General features: G+C 74.7%; 16 protein-coding genes. 6 read left to right on the forward strand and 10 right to left on the reverse strand.

The features are described from left to right. Positions 1-146: 146 nt before the first annotated feature. The 4 genes from O7603_RS25120 to O7603_RS25135 all read right to left on the reverse strand — a co-directional run bounded on the left by O7603_RS25120 (position 147) and on the right by O7603_RS25135 (position 5,269). A complete protein-coding gene (locus O7603_RS25120; RefSeq protein WP_281572218.1) occupies positions 147-3,140 on the reverse strand; it encodes a hypothetical protein in 2,994 nt (997 codons plus the stop codon). Between the two features lie 76 nt (positions 3,141-3,216). Beyond that, positions 3,217-3,534 (reverse strand): cupin, encoded by a 318-nt coding sequence (locus tag O7603_RS25125; RefSeq protein ID WP_281572219.1) that lies wholly within the window; start codon positions 3,532-3,534, stop codon positions 3,217-3,219. Next, complete coding sequence (locus O7603_RS25130; protein ID WP_281576800.1) at positions 3,531-4,481, reverse strand: LLM class F420-dependent oxidoreductase; 951 nt, start codon at positions 4,479-4,481, stop codon at positions 3,531-3,533. Before O7603_RS25130 ends, O7603_RS25125 begins: the two co-directional genes overlap by 4 nt. Before the next feature lie 2 nt (positions 4,482-4,483). Further along, on the reverse strand, positions 4,484-5,269 hold the full coding sequence (locus tag O7603_RS25135; RefSeq protein ID WP_281572220.1) for an ABC transporter ATP-binding protein: 786 nt from the start codon (positions 5,267-5,269) through the stop codon (positions 4,484-4,486). A 268-nt stretch (positions 5,270-5,537) separates the two neighbouring features. Between O7603_RS25135 and O7603_RS25140 the strand changes: the two genes are divergently transcribed. Together O7603_RS25140 and O7603_RS25145 are read left to right on the forward strand one after the other, a co-directional pair. Continuing rightward, the gene (locus O7603_RS25140) at positions 5,538-6,569 is read left to right on the forward strand and encodes an ABC transporter substrate-binding protein (RefSeq protein ID WP_281572221.1); all 1,032 of its coding nucleotides are present in this window, start codon (positions 5,538-5,540) and stop codon (positions 6,567-6,569) included. Between the two features lie 96 nt (positions 6,570-6,665). After that, positions 6,666-7,520 carry an ABC transporter permease gene (locus O7603_RS25145; RefSeq protein ID WP_281572222.1) on the forward strand — a complete coding sequence of 285 codons (855 nt, stop codon included), beginning with the start codon at positions 6,666-6,668 and terminating at the stop codon, positions 7,518-7,520. A gap of 95 nt (positions 7,521-7,615) precedes the next feature. Here the strand turns inward: O7603_RS25145 and O7603_RS25150 are convergent, their stop codons facing one another. Continuing rightward, positions 7,616-8,797 carry an ABC transporter substrate-binding protein gene (locus O7603_RS25150; RefSeq protein WP_281572223.1) on the reverse strand — a complete coding sequence of 394 codons (1,182 nt, stop codon included), beginning with the start codon at positions 8,795-8,797 and terminating at the stop codon, positions 7,616-7,618. 465 nt (positions 8,798-9,262) lie between these two features. Between O7603_RS25150 and O7603_RS25155 the strand changes: the two genes are divergently transcribed. The 4 genes from O7603_RS25155 (at position 9,263) to O7603_RS25170 (ending at position 13,738) form a co-directional block, all read left to right on the forward strand. Continuing rightward, positions 9,263-12,277 carry a nitrate- and nitrite sensing domain-containing protein gene (locus O7603_RS25155; RefSeq protein WP_281576801.1) on the forward strand — a complete coding sequence of 1,005 codons (3,015 nt, stop codon included), beginning with the start codon at positions 9,263-9,265 and terminating at the stop codon, positions 12,275-12,277. Next, entirely contained in the window at positions 12,274-12,681 is a 408-nt protein-coding gene (locus O7603_RS25160) for a roadblock/LC7 domain-containing protein (protein ID WP_088973213.1), read from the forward strand. Before O7603_RS25155 ends, O7603_RS25160 begins: the two co-directional genes overlap by 4 nt. A 90-nt stretch (positions 12,682-12,771) precedes the next feature. Further along, positions 12,772-13,134 (forward strand): DUF742 domain-containing protein, encoded by a 363-nt coding sequence (locus O7603_RS25165; protein WP_281572224.1) that lies wholly within the window; start codon positions 12,772-12,774, stop codon positions 13,132-13,134. Then, a complete protein-coding gene (locus tag O7603_RS25170) occupies positions 13,115-13,738 on the forward strand; it encodes an ATP/GTP-binding protein (RefSeq protein ID WP_281572225.1) in 624 nt (207 codons plus the stop codon). The genes O7603_RS25165 and O7603_RS25170 overlap by 20 nt, the downstream gene beginning before the upstream one ends. A gap of 81 nt (positions 13,739-13,819) precedes the next feature. On the opposite strand, the gene O7603_RS25175 is transcribed toward O7603_RS25170, so the two are convergent. The 5 genes from O7603_RS25175 to O7603_RS25195 are packed head-to-tail and all read right to left on the reverse strand — an operon-like array spanning position 13,820 to position 21,369. After that, a complete protein-coding gene (locus O7603_RS25175) occupies positions 13,820-14,908 on the reverse strand; it encodes a uroporphyrinogen-III synthase (RefSeq protein WP_281572226.1) in 1,089 nt (362 codons plus the stop codon). Continuing rightward, positions 14,908-15,246 carry a nitrite reductase small subunit NirD gene (nirD, locus tag O7603_RS25180; protein WP_281572227.1) on the reverse strand — a complete coding sequence of 113 codons (339 nt, stop codon included), beginning with the start codon at positions 15,244-15,246 and terminating at the stop codon, positions 14,908-14,910. Before nirD ends, O7603_RS25175 begins: the two co-directional genes overlap by 1 nt. After that, on the reverse strand, positions 15,243-17,774 hold the full coding sequence (gene nirB / locus O7603_RS25185) for a nitrite reductase large subunit NirB (RefSeq protein WP_281572228.1): 2,532 nt from the start codon (positions 17,772-17,774) through the stop codon (positions 15,243-15,245). The genes nirD and nirB overlap by 4 nt, the downstream gene beginning before the upstream one ends. After that, positions 17,771-19,210, reverse strand: a complete 1,440-nt coding sequence (locus O7603_RS25190; protein WP_281572229.1) for an FAD-dependent oxidoreductase — start codon at positions 19,208-19,210, stop codon at positions 17,771-17,773. Before O7603_RS25190 ends, nirB begins: the two co-directional genes overlap by 4 nt. Further along, positions 19,207-21,369, reverse strand: a complete 2,163-nt coding sequence (locus tag O7603_RS25195; protein ID WP_281572230.1) for a molybdopterin oxidoreductase family protein — start codon at positions 21,367-21,369, stop codon at positions 19,207-19,209. Before O7603_RS25195 ends, O7603_RS25190 begins: the two co-directional genes overlap by 4 nt. Between the last annotated feature and the right edge of the window lie 123 nt (positions 21,370-21,492).

Genomic DNA, 21,492 nt, shown 5'->3' on the forward strand with positions numbered 1-21,492 from the left:
GGCAACGCCGGACACCCCGGACTCGGCTGGTTTCAGAGGACGTTTGATCGGTGACGCCCGGGCGACCCGACACGCCGCGACACGAATTAGCCGAACCGTCAACGATCACGCCGGCTCCCCGGCGGCCCACGCCCGGCCCCGCCGGCTCAGTCGCGGTGGTGGCGGCCCGTCGAGCGTAGTGACCGGCGGCCGCTCTCCTGCTCGGGCTCGTTGTCCGTCACCGGCTTGCCCAACCCGGCGACCCAGTCCACGTACTCCTCGTCCTGCGCCGCCAGCGGCTCCGGCTCGGCGGGCTCGTCCTCCGCGTCGCGGGACCGGTTGCGCCGGAACAGCCCGAGCCGCCCCCGGCCCCGCCCGCCGGACTGCTCGGTGCCCGGCTCGCCGGTGGACGTGTCGGCCGTCCCGGTCGATCCCTCCGTCACGGCCGTCGTGTCGGCCGCTTCCGACCCGGCCGACGGCGCGTCCGGCGCGGTGTGTCGCGGCCCTGTGGATGTCGGCCCGGCCCGCCGCGCGGTGGCGAGCGCCTCCCAGCTGGCCGCCCTGTTGAGATCGGGCAGCGGCGCCCGGTGCCGTGCCCGGGGCGTGGACTCCGACGTCTCCTCCGGCTCCGATCGGGCCGGGTCGGGGCCCACTGGCGCGGACCGCGGCGGGACCGGCCAGGCCGGGGCGACCGACCGGGCCGGCCGGACTCCGCCCTGGGGTTCGGTCCCCGCGTGGGTGCCGCTGGTCGGCTCGTCGGCCGGCCGGAGGAGCCTGGGTTCCGCGCCGTCGGCGGGGTGCGTTCCGGCGGTCGGCCAGGCCGCACCCTCCGACTCGGAATCGGTGTGGGTGGCCTGGGCGGGCTCGTCGACCGGCCGCCCGACGCGCTGCCGGACCGGCTTCCCCACCGCGTTGGCGCTGGACGCCGCACCGGTGCTCGACGTGGTGCCGCTGCGTGATTCGGGGCCGCTGCTCGACGCGGTGTCGCTGTCCGTTGCGGCGTCGCTGCCGCGGGTGCTCGGTGTGGCCTTGGCGCTCGCTGTGGGGCGAGACGCCGGAGTCGATGTGCCGGTCTGGTTGTCGCCGGAGGGCGGTCCACCGGCTGTCGACGAGGCGCCGGCCGGACCGGCGCCTGCGGCCTCGGCCGGCGCCGTAGCGGAGCTGGCGCCGGTGACGCTGCCACCGGTGGTGTCCGTGGTGTCGCCGGGCGCGGCGGCCGACTTCGGTGTCGACTTCGACTTGCGGGTCCGCCGTGGCTTCGGCGCCGCGGCCGCCGTTGCCGGTACGCCCCCGCCCCTGCGGTTCGCCGGCTGGTCGTCGCCAGAACCGGCGGTGGGCTGAGCGGCGGTGGGCTCGTCGCCGGTGGCCTGCTTGGCCGAGGCCCGGGTAGCGGCGGTCCGTCCGGTCGCGGGCCGCTTGGTAGCGCCACGATCGGTGGCCGCCACGTCGGTCGCGCCCGGCTTGGCCACGCCCTGGTCGGTCGCGGCCTGGCCGGTGGGGACCCGGTCGGTGGGGGCCCGGTCGGTGGCCGCCCGTGCGGCGGCGGAACGGGCCGGTGCGGCGTCGGCGGCGCTGCCAGGCCGTGTTCGCGGTCGTGCGGTGCCGCCGATGGTGTCCGACCCGGTGCCGGCGTCGGTCGCCGAGCCATCTCGCCCCGCACCGTCCTCCGGCCGGGCGCTGTGGGGCTTCGAGCGGTATGCCTCAGAGGCATAAATATGACCCTGAGGCATACCGCTCGCAGGGATACCGGCGGCGGTCCGCTCCGCGTCGGCTGCGGCGTCGGGACCGCTGGACGGGGCGGCGGAGCCGGGCCTGGAGACGGCGCCGTCGGCCGGCGCGGGCGCGTTGGCCGACGCGGGGTCGGCGGCCGTGGTGTGCGCCGTGCTGTGGGCCCCCGCGCCTTGGGACCCCGTGCTGTGGGACCCCGTGCCGGGGGCGCGCTGGATCGGCCGGCCCAGCGTGGATTCGACGGTCAGCGGTGTAGTGCTCTCCGGCGGGCCCGACGCCGTGCTTCCGGTCGGGCCCGACGTTGTGCCGCTCGCCGGCCAGTCCCAGTGCGCCGGGGCGGTGCGCGAGGTCGGGTCGCCGCCGGTGGGGCCGGCGTGGGTCGTGCGGGTCGTACCGCCGGATCGGGCGGTGAGGTCCGCTCCGGCGGGCTGCGCCTCGTCGTCGGTGCGCTCCTGGGCGGTGCGGTCGTCGGCGGTGGGATGGCCGGTCGCCGGGGTTCCGCTGGTCGGCAGTGCCGGGCCGGCGGGCAGTGGGCGAAGGATGTCGCTCGGCTCGATGGCGTGCGCGCCGGCGGTGCGCGTCCGGGACGGCCAGCGCAGCAGGGCGGCGGCGGACGCGCCGAGCACGCCGGCGGCGACCGAGATCAGCGCGGCGTAGTACGGCGTGGTCTGGTAGCGGTTGACCACGTCGCCGGGGCCGGCGGTGAGGTACGCGAACGCCACCAGCACCGGACCGGCCACCCCGGTCGCCCCGCTGATCAGCGGGACGTGGCCGCGCCAGCGGGCCAGACCGGCGGTCGCCGCGCCGGCCAGCAGCGCGACGGTGGGCAGCAGGAGCAGCGACAGCCGCTGCGTCGCGTCCGCGGCCAGCCAGGACGGCTCCAGCACGCCGAGCCGGACCGCGCGCAGCGGCCCGGTCGCCCCCAGCGACGGCAGCGCGGAGACCAGCGCGAGCAGCCAGATCGCGCCGGCCACCGCCGCGGCGTTCCAGCCCAGCGGCGGATTGAGCAGGACGGCGATCGCCGCCCCGGCGCCGACGAGCGCCCCGAGCACGGCACAGATGCCGACCGCGAAGACCGGGTCGACGGAGACCAGCTCCGCCGCTCGGGCGGGCTGCATGCAGAGCGGCGCGACGGCGGTGGCGCCCAGCGCCGCGGCGGCGCCGACCGCCAGGTGCCGGCCGGTGGTGGCCGGCAGCGCGTCGCGTCGGTCGGCGAGGCGCCCGGTGAGCACCGCACCGGCCACGGCCGCGTTCGCCGCGAACCAACCCACCCAGACCAGCTGGGCCGGCCACTGGTTGACGGTCGCGCCGGTGAAGGCGCCGGTGAGCCGGACGATGCCGAAGCCGTACGCGATGCCCAGCTGACCGGCCCCGGCCAGCACGCTCACACCGAGCGCCGTGAGCAGCAGTCTGCCCCAGGTCCGAAAGGCCATGTCCGGCACGTTACGCACCGGGTACACCGGATCGCCACCGGCGCGCCGCGCGGCACGCCGGCCCTGACCGGCCGGTCTACTTGAGTTCGACCAGCCGGGCGAGGTATGTCGTATCCCCGACGTTGGTCAGCATGTGCACCGCGCCCGAGTCCCGGTAGACCACCCCACCGGTCGGTTCGTCCGCGTCGATCCGCGTACCGTCGATCGTCTGCACCACGTTCTTCGCGCCCTGGATCGCCACCACCAGGTACGGGTGGTCGTGTCGGTGCAGGGGTTGCCGCTCGCCCGGCTCCAGCCGGATGTGCCAGACCCGGACCCGGTCGTTCTCGTACACGATCTCCTGGCCCACCGGCCCGAGTTCGAGTCCGTCGGTCACGTCCGTCACGTCGGTCATCGGTCTCCGTCCAACTGCGGGAGCACGTCGCTCGCGATCAGCTCCAGGTGGTCGAGGTCGGCGAGGTCGGTCAGGCGCAGGTGCACCCGGGTGGCGCCGATCGCGGCGAACTCACCGATCCGCTCGACCAGCTGGGCGGGCGAGCCAACCACCGGGTCCTCCGGCGGCAGCGCGCTGGCCACGTGCAGCGGCGCGGCTCGCCGCTGGGCCTCGGCGTCGGTCCGGCCGATCGCCACCACGATCCCGGCGGAGAGCATCAGCGGCCCGCGCCCGGACTCGGCGCGACCGGCCCGGTCGCAGGCCTCGCGCACCCGCTCGTACGCCCCGGCGGTCTCCTCGACGGACTTGAACGGCATGTTGAACTCGTCGGCGTAGCGGGCGGCCAGCTCGGGCGTCCGCTTGGGACCGCGGCCGCCCACGATGATCGGCGGACCGGGCACCTGCACCGGCTTGGGCAGCGCCGGGGCGTCCACCAGCCGGTAGTGGTCGCCGGTGAAGCTGTAGGACCCGCCCGACGGGGTCCGCCACAGCCCGGTGATCACCTCGAGCTGTTCGGCCAGCCGGTCGAAGCGCTCGCCGACGCCGGGGAACGGGATGCCGTAGGAGACGTGCTCCCGCTCGTACCAGCCGGCGCCGATGCCCAGCTCGACCCGGCCGCCACTCATCTGGTCGACCTGGGCCACCATCACCGCCAGCGGGCCGGGTAGCCGGAAGGTGGCCGAGGTGACCAGCGTGCCGAGCCGGATGCGGGTGGTCTCGCGGGCCAGGGCGGCCAGCGTCAGCCAGGCGTCGGTCGGCCCGGGCAGGCCCGGGTCGGCGCCCATCGACTGGTAGTGGTCGGCGCGGAGGAAGCCCTCGAAGCCGGTCGCCTCGACGAGTTGGGCGAAGCGGAGTTGGTCGTCGTAGCTGGCGCCCCGGTGCGGCTCGGTGAAGACCGACACCCGCATGCTCATCGTCCCTCCGCGCCGGCGCCCGCCGGCTGCTCGCGTTCCATCAGCAACTCGTGCAGGTCCGCGCTCACCCGCGCCACGTCGGCGAGGTGCGCGTTGCGGCCCAGGGTGCGGGGCCGGGGGATGTCCACCTCGACGACCTTGCGGATCCGGCCGGGGCGCGGACTGAGCACGACCACCCGGTCGGCGAGCAGCACGGCCTCGTCGATCGAGTGGGTGACGAAGACGACGGTGGCGCCGTTCTCCATGTGCACCCGCTGCAGTTCGCCGGAGAGTTCCTCGCGCGTGAGGGCGTCCAGCGCGGAGAACGGCTCGTCCATCAGCATCACCCGGGGCTCGCCGATCAGGGACCGGCAGAGCGAGACCCGCTGCTGCATGCCGCCGGAGAGCTCGTGCGGCAGGCGCTTCTCGAAGCCGGCGAGCCCGGCCAGGTCGAGCAGCTGGCGGGCGCGCTCGCGGTGCTTCGCCCGGCTCCAGCCGAAGATCTCCACCGGCAGCAGCACGTTGTCGAGCACCGTGCGCCAGGGCAGCAGCGCCGGACGCTGGAACAGCATCGCGATGTCCCGGCGGGGCTTGGCGACCGGCGTGCCGGCCACGGTGATCTCCCCGGCGGTCACCGGGAGCAGGCCGGCGACCAGCCGCAGCAGGGTCGACTTGCCGCAGCCGGAGCGGCCGAGGACCGCCACGAACTCGCCCTCGGCGACGTCGAGGTCGATGCCCCGCAAGGCCTCCACCCGGCCGGACCGGCCGTCGAAGGTACGGGACACACCGGACAGTCGGATCATCTCCGGCGGGCCTCCACTGAGTGGACGGTCAGGATCGGACACAGGTTATCCGGCTCGTGCCCGTAACGCACTGTCCGGGGTGGACGCCGTTTTGTTTCCGTTCCGCAACTCGATACGCCTGGCGTCGCAAAGGTGGGGTTCTCGTACGCTGTGCCCGCGAAGAGTCCCCTCACGACGGTGGTGCCGGCCTGCCCCCTTCCGCCGGCGCCCCGCGACAACCCCCTCCGGTGGGCCTGCCGCCCCCGGTCGGAAAGGACATGGTGCACTGATGAGAAGGCTGACCCGTACGGTCGCCGCGGCCGCGCTGGCCACCGCCCTCGCTCTCGTCGCCGGCTGCAGCGGCGACTCGGACTCGTCCGACGACGCCGCGGGCGGGAACGGCGGGGCTCTGGAGAAGGTGACCTATCTCACCTCCTTCGGCAACTTCGGCCGTGACTCCTACGCCTGGGTGGCGAAGGACAAGGGCTTCTTCAAGGAGGCCGGCTTCGACGTCGAGATCAAGGCCGGTCAGGGCACCGGCGGCGTGATCCAGACGATCGTCGGCGGCCAGGCCGACTTCGGCCCGATCGACCTGACCGGCGGTCTGCTCCAGCTCGGCAACGGCCAGGCCAAGGACTTCATCGCGGTGGCCGCGATCCAGCAGCGCACCATGGCCGGCATCGCCACGGTCGAGGGCAAGAACATCGCCTCGCCGAAGGACCTGGAGGGCAAGAAGCTCGCGGACACCCCCGGGTCCGTGGTCCGCAACCTCTTCCCGACGTACGCCCGGATGGCCGGCGTGGACGCCAGCAAGGTGACCTGGGTCAACGGTGAGGCGCAGACCCTGATCGGCACGCTCGCCTCCGGGCAGGTGGACGGCATCGGGCAGTTCGTCGTCGGCCAGCCGACCATCGAGGCGGTGGCCAAGAAGAAGGCCGTCATGCTGCCGTACAGCAACGTGATGCAGGACCTCTACGGCAACGTGCTGATCACCTCGGCGAAGAACGCCAAGGAGAAGCCGGACATGGTCAAGAAGTTCACCGCCGCGCTGATGAAGGGCCTGGAGTACAGCCTGGCCAACCCGCAGGAGGCGGCGGAGATCCTGAAGAAGAACGTGGACGCCACCAACCCGGCCGCGGCCGCGGCCGAGCTGCAGCTGATGGCCGGCTACGTCCGGTCGAACAACTCCGGCACCCAGCTGGGCACGCTCGACAGCGGCCGGGTGGCCAAGAGCATCGCCATCCTCCAGGGCGCCGGCGCCCTGAAGCAGAACGTCACCCCCGACCAGATCATCGACTTCAGCCTCGCGCCGAAGGCCTGATCGCCGCGGTCACCCGGGGTGCGTTCCGTTCGAGCGAGGCGGGGCGCACCCCGGCTCCGTGCCGGCCACCGGGCCGGCGGATCCGAAGGAGAAACCATGACCGAGGTCCGGTCGGCGGAGCCGGCGACCGAATCCACCCCGCCGGGCGCCGGACCCGCGCGCGGCGTACGCCGGCTGGCCGGGGTGCGGGCCGGTACGGGCGCGGCCCTGCTGCCCACGGTCGGCCTGTTGGTCGCCCTCGCGGTGTGGTGGCTGGTCGCCCGGCTGGAACTGGTGCACCCGGCGGCGTTGCCACCACCGGCGGACGTGCTGACCGCGTTCGCCGACAAGCCGGCCCGGATGCTGGAGCACACCGGCGACACGACCCTGGAGATCCTGATCGGGTTCGCGCTCTCCGCGGCGGCGGGAATCCTGATCGGACTGTCGCTGGCGTCGTCCCGGACGGTGGAGCGGATGTTCACCCCGCTGCTCGTCGCGGTGAACGCGGTACCCAAGATCACGTTGGGTCCGCTGCTGGTAGTCGCGCTCGGCTGGGGTCAGCGGCCGATCCTCACCATGGTCTTCCTGCTCTGCTTCTTCCCGATCGTGCTCTCCACCGCGACCGGGCTCACCACCACGCCGGCCGACCTCGCCGAGCTGGTCCGCTCCTGGAACGCGTCCCGCTGGCAGGCGTTCCGGAAGGTGCGCTTCCCGGCCGCGCTGCCGCAGATCTTCGTGGGTCTCAAGGTCGCCATGCCGCTTGCCGCGATCGGTGCGGTGATCGGCGAGTTCCAGGCCGGCGAGGGCGGCCTCGGCTACGTCATCCAGCAGTACGCGGGCGTCGGCGACACCGCCACCGCGTGGGCGGCGATCATGCTGGTCGCGCTGGTCAGCATCCTGCTCTACACCGCCCTGGTGCTGCTCGAACGGCTGGCCCTGCCCTGGGTCCGCGAAACCACCAGCAGCCGCTGACCCCGACCCCCGCGATCTTGCAGTTTCCGCCCCGGCTAACCGGGCATCCCCGGCATCTCGGGGCACAAACTGCAAGATCGCGGGGTTGAGGGGGGTCAGCCCGCGAGGCGCCACCGGCCGTTGCGGGCCACCAGGGTGGTGAGCGCCTGCGGCATCAGGCCGGAGTGGTTGTCCGGGGTCATCCGGATCGGCCCGGAGAGCCCGTCCAGCTGGGAGGTCTCGAGCACGTCGCGGATGCCGTCCCGGTCGACCCGGTCGGCGGGGCCGCCGGTACGCAGCTCCGCGTCGGCGATGAGCTGCACCGCGTCTGCGGCGAACGACGAGGCGCCGTTGTATCCGCCGAACCGCGCCGTGTAGTCCTGGAACCACTGCCGGCGGGCCGCCTTGGCCGGGGTGGTGGCGATGACGTCGTCGATCACCATGGTCTGGGTGAAGATCAGGGTCGCCCGCTCGGTGGCTCGGGCCGCCTCGCCGAGGAAGAGGTCGCCGGCGGCTCCGGCGTCGAGGTAGAGCGAGCCGGCGAAGGCCGCCTGTTGCGCGCCGGTGGCGGCCAGCGCGGCCTGCTCCGGCGGGGTCCAGACGATCAGCGCGTCGGGCTTGGCGTCGGTGAGCGTCCGCACCGGCTGGCTGACCTCGGTGTCGGTGATCCGCACCACCGCCGTGCGCGGCATCCGGATGCCGGCCTGGTCCAGCTCGCGGCGGAGCGCGGTCAATCCCTCCCGGCCGTAGTCGTCGTCGCTGTGCAGCAGCCCGACCTTGCGGACGCCCTTGCGGCGCAGCTCGCCGACGAGGGCGCCGGCGCTGTCGGCGGCGTTGGGGCCGAGCTTGAACACGTACCGCCGGTCGGCGACCGGGGTGGCTACCGCGCCGGCCGCGGCCAGCGCGATGGTCGGGATCTTCTTCTCGTTGATGGTCCCCACCGCGCCGATCGCGCACGCGTTGCAGCCGCCCATGATGATGGCGCTGACCCGGTCGTCCTTGCTGAAGTCGCCGATGTTGCGCAGCGACTCGCTGGCGTCGGAGCGGTTGTCCTTGACCTTCAGTTCGATGCGCCGGCCGCCCAGCGCGCCGGACGAGTTCAGCTGCTCGACCTTCAGCTCCAGCGCACGCTGGTAGGCCTGCCCGACGGGGGCGGACGCGCCGGAGAGTTCGAGGTCCGCGGCGATCACGATCGGACTCGCGGCCTCGTCCGCGGCGCCGAACTGGCAGCCGGTGAGCGTGCCGGCCAGCACGACGGATGCGAGCGCCGCGATGGTCGTGGAGCGGATGGGGCTCAAGTCGTCCTCCAGGTGCGGGCGCGGGCGCTGCCCGGTCACCGCCGCTAGTCCGTCCTCAATGGAAAGACGGGAGAAGTCTGCCGTACGGTGTGCGCGAAGCCTGCAAAACCTTGCCAACGGCGAGCGCCGCGGTCAAGCGGACGTCGGCTGCGGTTTCGGGACGGCCATCCCACATCGTGGGGTCACACGATGTTTGCAAACGGTCACGGTGCATACACGTGTGACCACTCTGGAGTCACCTGCCCTGTTCAGGGGCTTGCGGAATTGAAGGTATCAGTTGACCGGAACACGGAATCCGTGCCGTCCGACCGTTTCCTGCCCGCCTGCGGCTTCCCAAGAGAGACCTTCTCTGATGAAATCGCGGCCGTGCCGCGCGTGCCGCCGCCCACCGCGCCCGGCATCGTTCGACGGGTCAGGCGTGGAAGATACGACGGAGGCGATGTCGTGAGCACCGGACCGACGACCCTGCCCGAGAACCGCGCGAAGGCAAGGCAGAGTCCCCGTCGCCTGCCCCGGCTGCGCGACGCCCGGATCCGGTCCAAGCTGGCGCTGATCCTGGTGGTGCCGGTCGCCGCGGTGATCGCGCTGGCCACGGTCCGGCTCGTCTCGGTCGGCCAGGGCGCGTACGAGGCCAGCCAGGCCCGGTCGATGACCGCGCTCTCCGTCGACGTCTCCGCGCTCGCCCAGGACCTGCACGCCGAACGGATGGCCGCGGCGGCGTACCTGGCGGCGCCGCAGCAGCAGGCCGACGCGTACAACCTGCGGGTGCGCCAGACCGACGAGCGGATCGTCGCGTACCGCGCGGAGCGGGAGCGGGTCGGCGAGGTCCCGACGGCGGTCGCCGACCGGTTGGGCGCGATCGACGATCACCTCGACACGCTGGGCAGCACCCGGCAGGAGGTGCTGGACCGGCGCCAGATGGCCGTCGCCGAGGCGGTGCTGCGGTACGGCGTCATCCTCGCCGACCTGGTCTCGTACGGCGACGGCCTCGCCCAACTGCCCGGTGACGAGAGCCTGGCGGACAGCCGGCGAGCCGTCGCCGCGTTCGCCCGGGCGAAGTTCGCGGTGGCCGAGGAACAGGCGGTCGCCTTCACCGCGCTCACCGCCGGCCAGCTCGACGAGGAGCAGTTCTCCTCGTTCGTGGCCACGCTGACCAGCCAGCAGGAGGCGCTGCTCGCCTTCTCGCTCGCCGCCGAGCCGGCGCAGCGCGCCCTGGTCAACAGCACCGTCTCCGGCGACGCGGTCGGTCTGGCCGACCGCATGGCGGCCGACATCACCCGGTCGGTCGGGCAGGCTCCGCTGGTCACCGCGCAGGACGCCACCGCCGCCATCGGCGCGGTCAACGACCTCATGCGCTGGGCCGAGATCCAGCTGGAGAACGAGCTCTTCGCCGAGACCGACCAGGCCCGGTCGGCCGTCATCCGGCAGGCCGTCGTCGAGTCCGTGCTGGTGCTGCTGACCCTGCTCATCGCGGTGTCGCTCGCCGTGGTGCTGGCCCGCTCGCTCAACCACTCGCTGCGCCGGCTGCGGGAGGGCGCCCTCTCGGTGGCCAACCACGACCTGCCGGACGCGGTGCAGCGGCTGCAGAGCATGGGCAGCGTCGGTGAGGGCGGGGTGGACGAGATCGTCCGGCAGGTCCGGGACCCGATCGACCTGCGCAGCCGTGACGAGGTCGGTCAGGTCGCGCTCGCCTTCAACGTGGTGCACCGCGAGGCGGTCCGGGTCGCCGCCGAGCAGGCCGCGCTGCGTACCAGCGTCTCGGCGATGTTCCTCAACCTGGCGCGGCGAAGCCAGACCCTGGTCGACCGGATGATCGGCGAGCTGGACGCGATCGAGCGCGGCGAGGAGGACCCGAAGCGGCTGGCCCAGCTCTTCGAGCTCGACCACCTGGCCACTCGGATGCGTCGCAACGACGAGAACCTGCTGGTGCTGGCCGGCGCCGACTCGGCCGTGCCGCGTCGCGACGACGCCCTCCTGGTGGACGTGCTGCGGGCCGCGCAGTCCGAGGTGGAGCTCTACAACCGCATCGAGTTCGGCACGGTGGACACCGACATCTCGGTCGCCGCGCACGCCGTGAACGACGTGGTCCGGTTGGTCGCCGAGCTGCTCGACAACGCCACCCGCTTCTCGCCGCCGAACACCGTCGTGGTGGCCGACGGCCGGCGGATCCGCGACTACGTGCTGATCCAGATCGAGGACCGCGGGCTCGGCCTCTCCGACGAGCAGCTGGACTCGCTCAACCGGCGGCTGGCCGCGCCGCCGACCGTCGACGTCGCGGCATTCCGGCTGATGGGTCTCGCCGTGGTGAGCCGGCTGGCCTCCCGCTACGGCATCCGGGTCGAGCTGCGCCGCAACGTGGAGGGCGGCACGGTCGCCCAGATCACGCTGCCCAGCGCCACCGTGGTGCTGCCCGCCCACCGCGGCCGGGAGCAGGCGCTCAGCCGGCCGCGCCAGCCGATGGCGGTCGAGCCGGCTCCACACGTCCCGGCCGCCCCGGCCGCCCCGGCCGCCCCGGTCGCCCTCGCCGAGCCGCGCGCCGGGCTCACCTCGGCCGCGACGCTGACCGACCAGTGGCGCACGAGCGCGCCGGCGCCGGCACCGTGGCAGCCCGCGGTGGACGCCCGGGACAGCGCGCCGCCCGTGTCGGCCGGCGGCCTGACCGCGGCCCACCCGACAGTGCCGGCGGCCGCGCCGGCGCCGCCACCGGCACCGTCCGCGTACGACAACGGTGCCGGCCTCACCGTCAGCCCGACCGCCGCCCGCCCCCCGCTGCCGCGCCGCGCGCCGGCCGCCGAGACGCCCGCCGCCCCGGTGCTCCCGCTCGGGCCGACGACCGGTGCGGGAGTCACGCCGGCCGCCCCGCCGCCCCCGCCACCCGTGCCGACGGCGCCGATCGCGCCCCGGCCCGAGCCGGTGGGGGAGGCCCCGATCTTCCGCGAGATGGAGGCGGTCTGGTTCCGGTCCCACGGCGACGACGCCACCGCCATCTTCGCCCGGCCCCGCTTCGACGAGCCCGGCCCGGGCGCGCCGGGCGCCGAGACGCCGGCCACCGCCCCGCCGGTCGCCACCGCACGGGCCACCGCCACGCCGTTGCCCACCCGTACCCCGGGCGGCGGCGCGACGGCGGGCCCTGCGCAGCCTCCGCCGCCGTCGTACACTCCGCCGGCGAGCACGCCCACCGCGGCGCCCGCGCCCTCGACCGACGCGGACGCCTGGCGGACAGCGGCCGACGACGGCTGGTCGCGCGCCAGCCGCGCGGCCGAGCCGGCCAACGGCGGCACCACCCGCTCCGGGCTTCCCAAGCGGGTTCCGCAGGCGCAGCTCGTGCCGGGCGGCATCGAGCCGCGCGGCGGCCGGGGGCCCAGCCGGCGCACCCCGGATGAAGTACGTGGCCTGTTGTCGGCCTACCACCGCGGCGTCCAGCGCGGGCGGACGGCCGGAACGGACCAGAACCGCACCTCGACCAAGGAGACCCGATGAACAGGCCAGCGGCCATGCAGGACATGGGTTGGCTGCTCACCAACTTCGCCGACAGCGTGGCGGGTATCGCCCACGTGGTGGCGGTGTCCGCCGACGGGCTGCTGCTCGCCTCGTCCCGGGACCTTCCCCAGGACCGGGCGGACCAGCTCGCCGCGATCACCTCCGGCGTGGTGAGCCTGACCGAGGGCGCCGCCCGGATGTTCAGCGCCGGCGGTGTGCTGCAGACCGTCATCGAGATGGACAGCGGCTACCTCTTCCTCATGTCGATCAGCGACGGGTCCTCGATGGCCGTGCTCGCCGCCCGTAGCTGCGATGTCGGCCAGGTGGGGTACGAGATGGCACTGCTGGTCGAACGGGTGGGCGCCGCACTGGTGCCGCTGCCCCGGGACGCGGTGCGCTCGTAGCCGGCCGGAGCGCGTCGGCCGCGCGCATCGACCACGTACGGGGGACATCGGGGCCGACGGGCCCCGTGGGCGGAGAGGAGGTGATCGCGGATGGAGCAGCGGCGTGACCCGCGGGGTGCGCTGGTGCGGCCGTACGCGGTCACCCGCGGCCGCACCGAACCGCGGCAGGACATCGCCCTGGAGGCCGTGCTGATGGCCAGCCCCACCCAGGTCGCCGAGTCCCGGTTCGCCGGGCATGACAAGTACCGCATCGCCACCGTCTGCGAGGGCCGGGCGCAGTCGCTGGCGGAGATCGCCGCATACACCCGGATGCCGCTCGGCGTCGCCCGGGTGCTGGTCGCCGACATGGTGGCCGAGAGCCTGCTGACGCTACACACTGCCGCTCCGGCCGAGGGCTTCGAGGAGCGAATGGAAATGCTGGGAAGGGTGCTAAGTGGACTTCGCAGGCTATGACCCCGCCGCGGGGCGGCAGAGCCGCGGGATCGTCTCCGCCAAGATAGTGGTCGCGGGCGGGTTCGGCGTCGGCAAGACGACGCTGGTCGGCTCGATCTCCGAGATCACCCCGCTGACCACCGAGGCGGTGATGACCGCCGCCGGGGTCGGGATCGACGATCCGTCCAAGGTGCCCGGCAAGGAGACCACCACGGTCGCCATGGACTTCGGCCGGATCACCATGGCCGAGGACCTGATCCTCTACCTCTTCGGCACGCCGGGCCAGACCCGCTTCTGGTTCATGTGGGACGAGATCATCCGGGGCGCCGTGGGGGCGGCGGTACTGGTGGACACCCGCCGGATCACCGACGCCTTCGCGCCGCTGGACTACTTCGAGAACCGCAACCTGCCGTACGTGGTCGCGCTGAACGCCTTCGACGGCGCGCCGCAGTACGAGCTGGCGGAGGTCCGCGAGGCGTTGGCCATCTCGCCTCAGGTGCCGCTCGTGATGACCGACGCCCGGCGGCGTGACTCGGTCAAGCAGGTGCTGGTCACCGTCGTCGAGCACGCCATGGCGCGGCTGCAGGCGGAGCACGGCCGCGGCTACGCCACACCCGTCGGCTGAGCCACCGGGCGGCGGGGCGGCCTCGCCGCCGCGGCGCCGGAGGACCATGCCGACGGCGAGGTCCAGCTCGACGGCCGGCGCTCAGTCGACGCGCAGGCGGTAGCCCCGCTTGACGACGGTCTGCACCACGCGGGGGGCGCGCAGACCGGCGCGGAGCCGGGCCACGGCCATCTCCACCGCGTGCTCGTCCGCGCCGCGCGGCAGGGTACGCAGCAGCGCGGTCCGGGACAGCACCCGGCCGGGGGACTGGGCGAGCGCGCGCAGCACCGCCATCGGGGCCGGCGCGAGCGGGCGCAGCTCCCCGTCGATCACGGCCGCGTGCCCGCGCAGGGTAAGCAGGTGCCCGGCCGCCTTGCAGCTGATGGTCCGGCGGGGCAGTTCGTCGACGATGGTGCGGGCCAGCGCGCCGAGCCGGGCCCGGCTCGGCGCGCTGACCGGCACGCCGCGCCGCACCAGCGGCTCGGCGGTGACCGGCCCGACGCAGCAGGCCAGCACGTCGGAGCGGAACGCGTCGAGCACCGCGTCGGTGCGGTCGCCGGCCGCGCGCAGCAACGCCTCCGCCGCCGGCGCCGAGGTGAAGGTGACCGCGTCGACGAGCCGGCCGGCGGTCAGGTCGATCAACCGGTGCAGCGGCGTCGGGTCGGTCGGCGGCGCCCACCGGTAGACCGGCACCTCGATCACCGTGGCGCCGGCCTCCTCCAGCGCCAGCGTGCACTCCGGCTGCCGCTCGCCGTGCAGCTGCATCGCGATGACCTGCCCGGCCACCCCGCGCCGGCGCAGGTGGTCGACCACCTCGTCGCAGCTCTCCGAGGCCGGCGACCACTGGTCGTGCAGCCCGGCGGCGCGGATCGCCCCGCGCGCCTTCGGCCCGCGCGCCACCACGTACGCCTCGGCCAGCACCGAGCGCAGCGGCTCCGCCAGCCCCCACCCCTCGGCGGCCTCCAGCCAGCCCCGCATGCCGATGCCGGTGTTCGCCATCAGGATGTCCGGCGGCCGGTCCAGGCAGGCGCGGGTCGCCTCGCGCAACTCGGTGTCGTCGGCCAGCGGCACGATCCGCAGCGCCGGGGCGAGCACGACCCGGGCGCCGCGCCGCTGGAGCAGCGCGGCCAGTTCGTCGCGCCGCCGGTCGGCGGTCACGCCGATGGTGAAGCCGGCCAGGTCCTCCCGCATCACCCCTCCTGTCGCAGCCGTACCTCGACCTGGCCGCCCCGGCAGCGCACCTCGTGCCGGGGCACGGCCACCTCCGGCAGGTCGAGGCACCGCCCGGTGCGCAGGTCGTACACCTGCTTGTGCAGCGGTGAGGCGACGGTCGGCGCTTCGCCCCGGCTGCCGACGATCCCCCGGGACAGCACGTACGCGCCGGTCACCGGATCGCGGTTGTCGACCGCGAACAGCCCGTCGGCGGTCCGGAAGAGCGCCACCTGCACCCCGTCGACCAGCGCGGCGACGCCCCGGTCGGGCTCCAGCCGGTCCAGCGGGCAGACCGGCGTCCACGCCGGCGCGGTCATCGCCGTACCCCTGGCGGGCCCAGCGCGACCGGTTGCCGGCGGGTCACCGCGTCGCCGGCGCCCGACGGCCCGCCGCGTGCCGGCACCGGCTGGCCGCGCTCCCGGGTGAACCGGATCGACGGGTCGGGCACGTCCGGCGCGTTGACGAAGGAGGTGAAGCGGCGCAGCCGGTCCGGGTCGTCGAGCACATCCCGCCACTCGTCCGAGTAGGACGTCACATGCCGGGCCATCGCCGCGTCCAGGTCGGCGCAGAGGCCGAGCGAGTCGTCGACGATCACCGCGCGGAGATGGTCGAGGCCGCCGTCCATGGCCTCGATCCAGGCGGCGGTGCGTTGCAGCCGGTCGGCGGTGCGGATGTAGAACATCAGGAACCGGTCGATCAGCCGAATCAGATCCTCTGTGGACAGATCGGTCGCGAAGAGGTCGGCGTGCCGGGGGCGGAAACCGCCGTTGCCCCCGACGTAGAGGTTCCAGCCGGTCTCGGTGGCGATGATGCCGAAGTCCTTGCCGCGCGCTTCGGCGCACTCGCGGGCGCAGCCGGACACCGCTGACTTGATCTTGTGGGGTGCGCGGAGTCCCCGGTAGCGCAGCTCCAGCGCGACGGCCAGGCCCACCGAGTCCTGCACCCCGTACCGGCACCAGGTGGACCCGACGCACGACTTGACCGTGCGCAGCGCCTTGCCGTACGCGTGGCCGGACTCGAAGCCGGCGTCCACCAGTCGGCGCCAGATGTGGGGCAGCTGCTCGACCCGGGCGCCGAACAGGTCGATCCGCTGCCCGCCGGTGATCTTCGTGTAGAGCTGGAAGTCCCGGGCCACCTCGCCGATCACGATCAGCTTCTCCGGGGTGATCTCGCCACCGGGGATCCGGGGCACCACCGAGTAGCTGCCGTCGCGTTGCAGGTTGGCCAGGAAGTGGTCGTTGGTGTCCTGGAGGGACGCCTGCTCGCCGTCCAGCACGTGGCCCGTGCCGAGCGAGGCGAGGATCGAGGCGACCACCGGCTTGCAGATGTCGCAGCCGCGTCCTCGCCCGTGCTCGGCGACGAGGCGGGAGAAGGTGCGGATGCCGCGGACCCGGACGATCTCGAAGAGTTCCCGGCGGCTGGCGTCGAAGTGCTCGCAGAGCGCCGTGGAGCCCGCGACCCCGGCCGCGTCCAGCAGCTGCTTGAGCATCGGTACGCAGGAGCCGCAGCTCGTTCCGGCCCGGGTGCACGCCTTCAGCGCCGGCACGTCCGCGCAGCCCTGCGTGATGGCGGCGTCGATGTCGCCCCGGGTGACGGCGTTGCAGGAGCAGACCTGCGCGGCGGCGGGCAGGGTGTCGGCCCCCGCGCCACCCCCGTCGGGCGCGAGCAGGGCCAGCGGGGGAGCCGGCAGCGGCCCGCCGACGCCGGCCCGCAGCGTCGGGTACGCGCCGGCGTCGCCGACCAGCACCCCACCGAGCAGGGTCGTCGCGTCGTCGGAGAGGACGAGCTTCGCGTAGACCCGGGTGGCCGGGTCGGTGAAGGTCACGTCGAGGGAGCCCTCGGTGCTGCCGTGGGCATCGCCGAACGAGGCGACGTCCACCCCGAGCAGCTTCAGCCTCGTGGCGGTGTCCGCGCCGGGGAAGGTCGCCGAGCCGCCGACCAGCCGGTCGGCCACGACCTCGGCCATCGCGTACCCGGGGGCGACCAGGCCGTGGCAGACCCCGTCGACCGCCGCGCACTCGCCGACCGCCCAGATCAGCTCGTCGGCGCTGCGGCAGGCCGCGTCGACGAGCACCCCGCCCCGCGGGCCGAGCGGCAGGCCGGCCGCCCGGGCCAGCTCGTCCCGGGGCCGGATGCCGGCCGCGACCACGACCACGTCGGCGTCGACGGCCGTGCCATCGGCCAGTTCCAGCGTGGCGACCACGCCGTCCGGGCCGGGCCGCAGCGCGGTGGTGGCCACCCCGAGGTGGGTACGGACGCCCAGCTCCTGGACGTACCGGCGGAGCATCGCCCCGCCGGCGGTGTCCAGCTGCGCGGGCATGAGCCGGGGCGCGAACTCCACCACGCTGGTGGCCAGGCCGAGCAGCCGCAGCGCGTTCGCCGCCTCCAGCCCCAGCAACCCGCCGCCGATCACCGCGCCGGTCCGTCGTCCCCGGGCGTGCGCGCGGATCGCCGCCAGGTCGTCGAGCGTGCGGTAGACGAACACACCGGGCAGGCTCGCGCCGTCTACCGGCGGCACGAAGGGGTACGAGCCGGTGGCCAGCACCACCGCGTCGTACGGGTACTCGCCGGTCGCCGTCCGGACCACCCGCCGCTCCCGGTCGATCGCCGTGCCGGGCTCACCGAGGCGCAGCTCGACGCCGTCGTGCGGGACGTGCAGGTTCAGCTCGTCGGCGGACACCCCGTCGAAGAACGCGGAGAGCCGCACCCGGTCGTACGCCGGCCGCCGTTCCTCGGCGAGCACGGTCACCCGCCAGTCCGCCCCCGGGTCACGGGCCCGCAGCGCGTCCAGAAAGCGCTGCCCGACCATGCCGTTGCCGACGACCACCAGCCTGCCGCCGTTCATCGCGTCACCTCCACCGAGTCGGCTTCGCGGAGCCAGTCGACGATGCCGGCGACCGCGTCCCGGCAACCGCCGCAGCCGGTGCCGGCCCGGGTGCCCGCCACCACCGCGTCGACCGTGCGGGCCCCGGAGCGCCAGCAGCTCACCAGGGCTCCCTTGCTGACCGTGTTGCACTGGCAGACCGTGGCCGCGTCCGGCATCAGCGCCGGGGACGCGGCGACGGCCGGCGCGGCCGTGCCGAGCGCCCGGCCGAGCAGCAGGGACCTCCGGTCGGCCGGCACGGGCTGGCCCCGGTCGAAGAGCTGGATCACGGTGCCGACCGCCGGGTTGTCGCCGAGCAGGATGGCGCCGGTCAGCCGGTCGTCGTGGATGCGCAGCCGGGCGTACGTGCCCCGGGCCGGGTCGGTGAAGGTCAGCTCCTCGCCGGGACCGCCGCCGGCCGGGTCACCCATCGCGGCCAGGTCGATACCGGCCGCCTTGAGCCGGGTCACCACCGGCCGTGGCCGGTACCGGGCCAGCGGGTCCTCGCCGCTGAGCACCTGGGCCACCACACGTGCCTGCGCCCAGGCGGGGGCGACCAGCCCGCTCGGCGACCCGTCGTGCTCGGCGCAGTCGCCGATCGCCGAGATCCGCCGGTCACTGGTGCGCAGCCGGTCGTCGACGACCACGCCCCGCCGCACGGTGAGGCCGGCCGCCGTGGCGAGCGCGGCATCCGGGCGTACACCGCAGGAGAGCACCAACAGGTCGGCGGTGAGCGACCGGCCGTCGGCGAGGTCGAGGCGTATGCCGTCGGCGTCGGCGGCCAGCCCGCTCGCCGGCACCGCCAGGTGGGTGGTCACGCCGAGCCCGGCGAGCGTGCCGGCCAGCACCGCGGCGCCGGTCGGGTCGAGCTGCCGCTCCATGAGGTACGGCACCGGGTGCACCACGCCGACGTCCAGGCCCCGGGCGGCCAGCCCACGGGCCGCCTCCAACCCGAGCAGGCCGCCGCCGAGCACCAGTGCCCGGCGCGCGTTGACGGCGAGGGCCAGGATCCGCCGGCAGTCGGCCAGGGTGCGGAACGGGACCACCCGTTCCGGTGGCGCGGCCGGGTCCAGCCCGGGCAGTGGCGGCACCACCGGGCGGCTGCCGGTGGCGAGCACCAGGTGGTCGTAGCCGATCCGGTCGCCGTCGTCGGTCCGTACGCTCCGGCCGGCCCGGTCGATCGCGGTCACCGTGACCCCGGTGCGGAGGTCCACGCCCTGCCCGGCGGCCTCGGCCAACTCCACGTCCGGCTCGCCGATCTTCCCTGCCAGCAGGGTGGAGAGCATGATCCGGTTGTACGCCCGGTGCGGCTCCGCCCCCAGCACAGTGACCTTCCGGTCCCCGCCGCGGGCCTGCAGCTCGGCGGCGAGCCGGGCGCCCGCCATCCCGTTGCCGACGATCACCACGCGCTCGGTCATGCCTTCTCCACCCGTACCGCGCAGATCTTGAACTCGGGCATGCCGGAGATCGGGTCGACGGCGTCGTTGGTGACCGAGTTGGCCCGGGCCGGGCCGCCCCAGTGGAACGGCGCGAAGACCGTGTCCGGCCGGATCGTCGGGCTGAGCCGGGCCGGCGCCCGCAGCTCGCCGCGGCGGGAGACGACCCGCACCGGGTCGCCGTCGGCCACCCCGAGCCGAGCGGCCAGGTCCGGGTGCAGCTCCACGAAGGCGTCCGGGGCGGCGCGGCGCAACGCCGCCACCCGGCGGGTCTGGGTGCCGGACTGGTACTGGGCCAGCACCCGGCCGGTGGTGAAGTGCAGCGGGTAGTCCGGGCTGACCTCCTCGGCCGCAGGCCGGTGCTCCACCGGGTGGAACCGGGCCCGCCCGTCGGGGGTGGCGAACCGGTCGGCGAAGAGCCGCGGGCTGTCCGGCCCGTCCTCGGCGGGGCAGGGCCAGAAGACGCCGTCGGCGGCGTCGATCCGCTCCCAGGTGATCCCCGCGTAGTCGGCGACGCCGCCGGCCGAGGCGCGGCGCAGCTCCGCGAAGACCCGCCGGGGATCCGCCTCGTCGCCTCCCGCCGGCTCGTCGGCCGGCGGTGCGTCCGGCGTCGGCTCCGCGTCCGGCGCCGTCCCGGGCCGGAGGCGGGCGGTGAGGTCGGCGAGGATGGCCAGGTCGGTCCGCACGCCGGCCGGCGGTGGGCGCAGCGCCCGGCGGCGCAGCACCCGTCCCTCCAGGTTGGTCATCGTGCCGTCCTCCTCCGCCCACTGGGCGGTGGGCAGCACCACGTCGGCCAGCGCGGCCGTCTCGGACAGCAGGAGGTCGGCGACGACCAGCAGGTCGAGGTCGCGCAGCCGGCGTTCGATCCGGGCGGCCCGGGGCGCGGAGACCACCGGGTTCGAGCCGAAGACCAGCAACGCCCGCGGTCCGCCCGGCGTGCCCAGCGCGTCCAGCAGCTGGTAGGCGGGGACCCCCGGCCCGGGCAGCGCGTCGGCCGGCACGCCCCAGACCTCGGCGACGTGCGCGCGGGCCGCCGGATCGTCGATCCGCCGGTAACCCGGTAGCTGGTCGGCCTTCTGCCCGTGCTCCCGGCCGCCCTGGCCGTTGCCCTGCCCGGTCAGGCAGCCGTACCCGGAGCCGGCCCGGCCCGGCAGGCCGAGGGCGAGCGCCAGGTTCACGAACGCGGTCACCGTGTCGACACCCTTGGCGTGCTGCTCGGCGCCGCGGGCGGTCAGGATGACGGCGCGCTCGGCTGTGCCCAGCGCCCGCGCGGTGGCCTCCAGGTCCGCCACCGGCACGCCGGAGAGCTGCTCGGCCCGCGCCGGCCACCACCCGGCCACCGTCCGCCGCACGGCGTCGAAGCCCGAGGTCCGCTCCGCGACGTACGCCCGGTCCACCCAGCCCTCGGTGAGGGCGATGTGCAGCAGCGCGTTGGCCACCGCGAGATCGGTGCCGGGCAGCGGTTGCAGGTGCAGGTCGGCCTGCCGCGCGGTGGCGGTGGCCCGAGGGTCGACGACGATCAGCCGGCCGCCGCGCCGGCGCTGCTCGGTCAGCCAGCGCACCAGCGGCGGCATGGTCTCCGCCGGGTTCGCGCCGACCAGCAGCAGCGTGTCCGCCCGACCCAGGTCGGCGAGCGGGAACGGTAGCCCGCGGTCGACGCCGAAGGCGCGCAGGCCGGCGGCCGCCGCGGAGGACATGCAGAACCGGCCGTTGTAGTCGATGTGCCGGGTGCCCAGCGCGACGCGGGCGAACCGGCCGAGCGCGTACGCCTTCTCGTTGGTGAGCCCACCGCCGCCGAACACGGCCACCGCGTCGCGGCCGTGTCCATCCTGGACGGCGCGGAGGCCCGCGACGATCCGCGCCAGGGCCACCGACCAACTGGCCGGGCGCAACCCGCCGCCGGCCCGGTCGCGCACCAGCGGGGTGGTCAGGCGTTCCGGATGGTCCAGCAGCTCGGCGGCGGTCCAGCCCTTCTGGCAGAGCCCGCCGCGGTTGGTGGGGAACTCCCGGGGGAGCACCGTCACCCGGCCGCCCTCCTCGCGCAGCACCATGCCGCACTGGAGGGCGCAGTACGGGCAGTGTGTCGCCGCCTCCCGGGGCGAGCGCCCCGGTCGAGTCGCCGGCCGTGCACCGTCTGTCATGTCGGCAAAGCGTGCCGCCGGGCGGTTTCCGAGCCGGGTCTCTCCTGTTTCGGTCCTGTCACGAGCGGCTCACACCGCACGGCGGTGACGCGCCGGTCCGCAGCGTTTAGAATGTGGGAGCAG

This window comes from Micromonospora sp. WMMD812 (assembly GCF_027497215.1).
Classification (GTDB): Bacteria; Actinomycetota; Actinomycetes; order Mycobacteriales; family Micromonosporaceae; genus Micromonospora.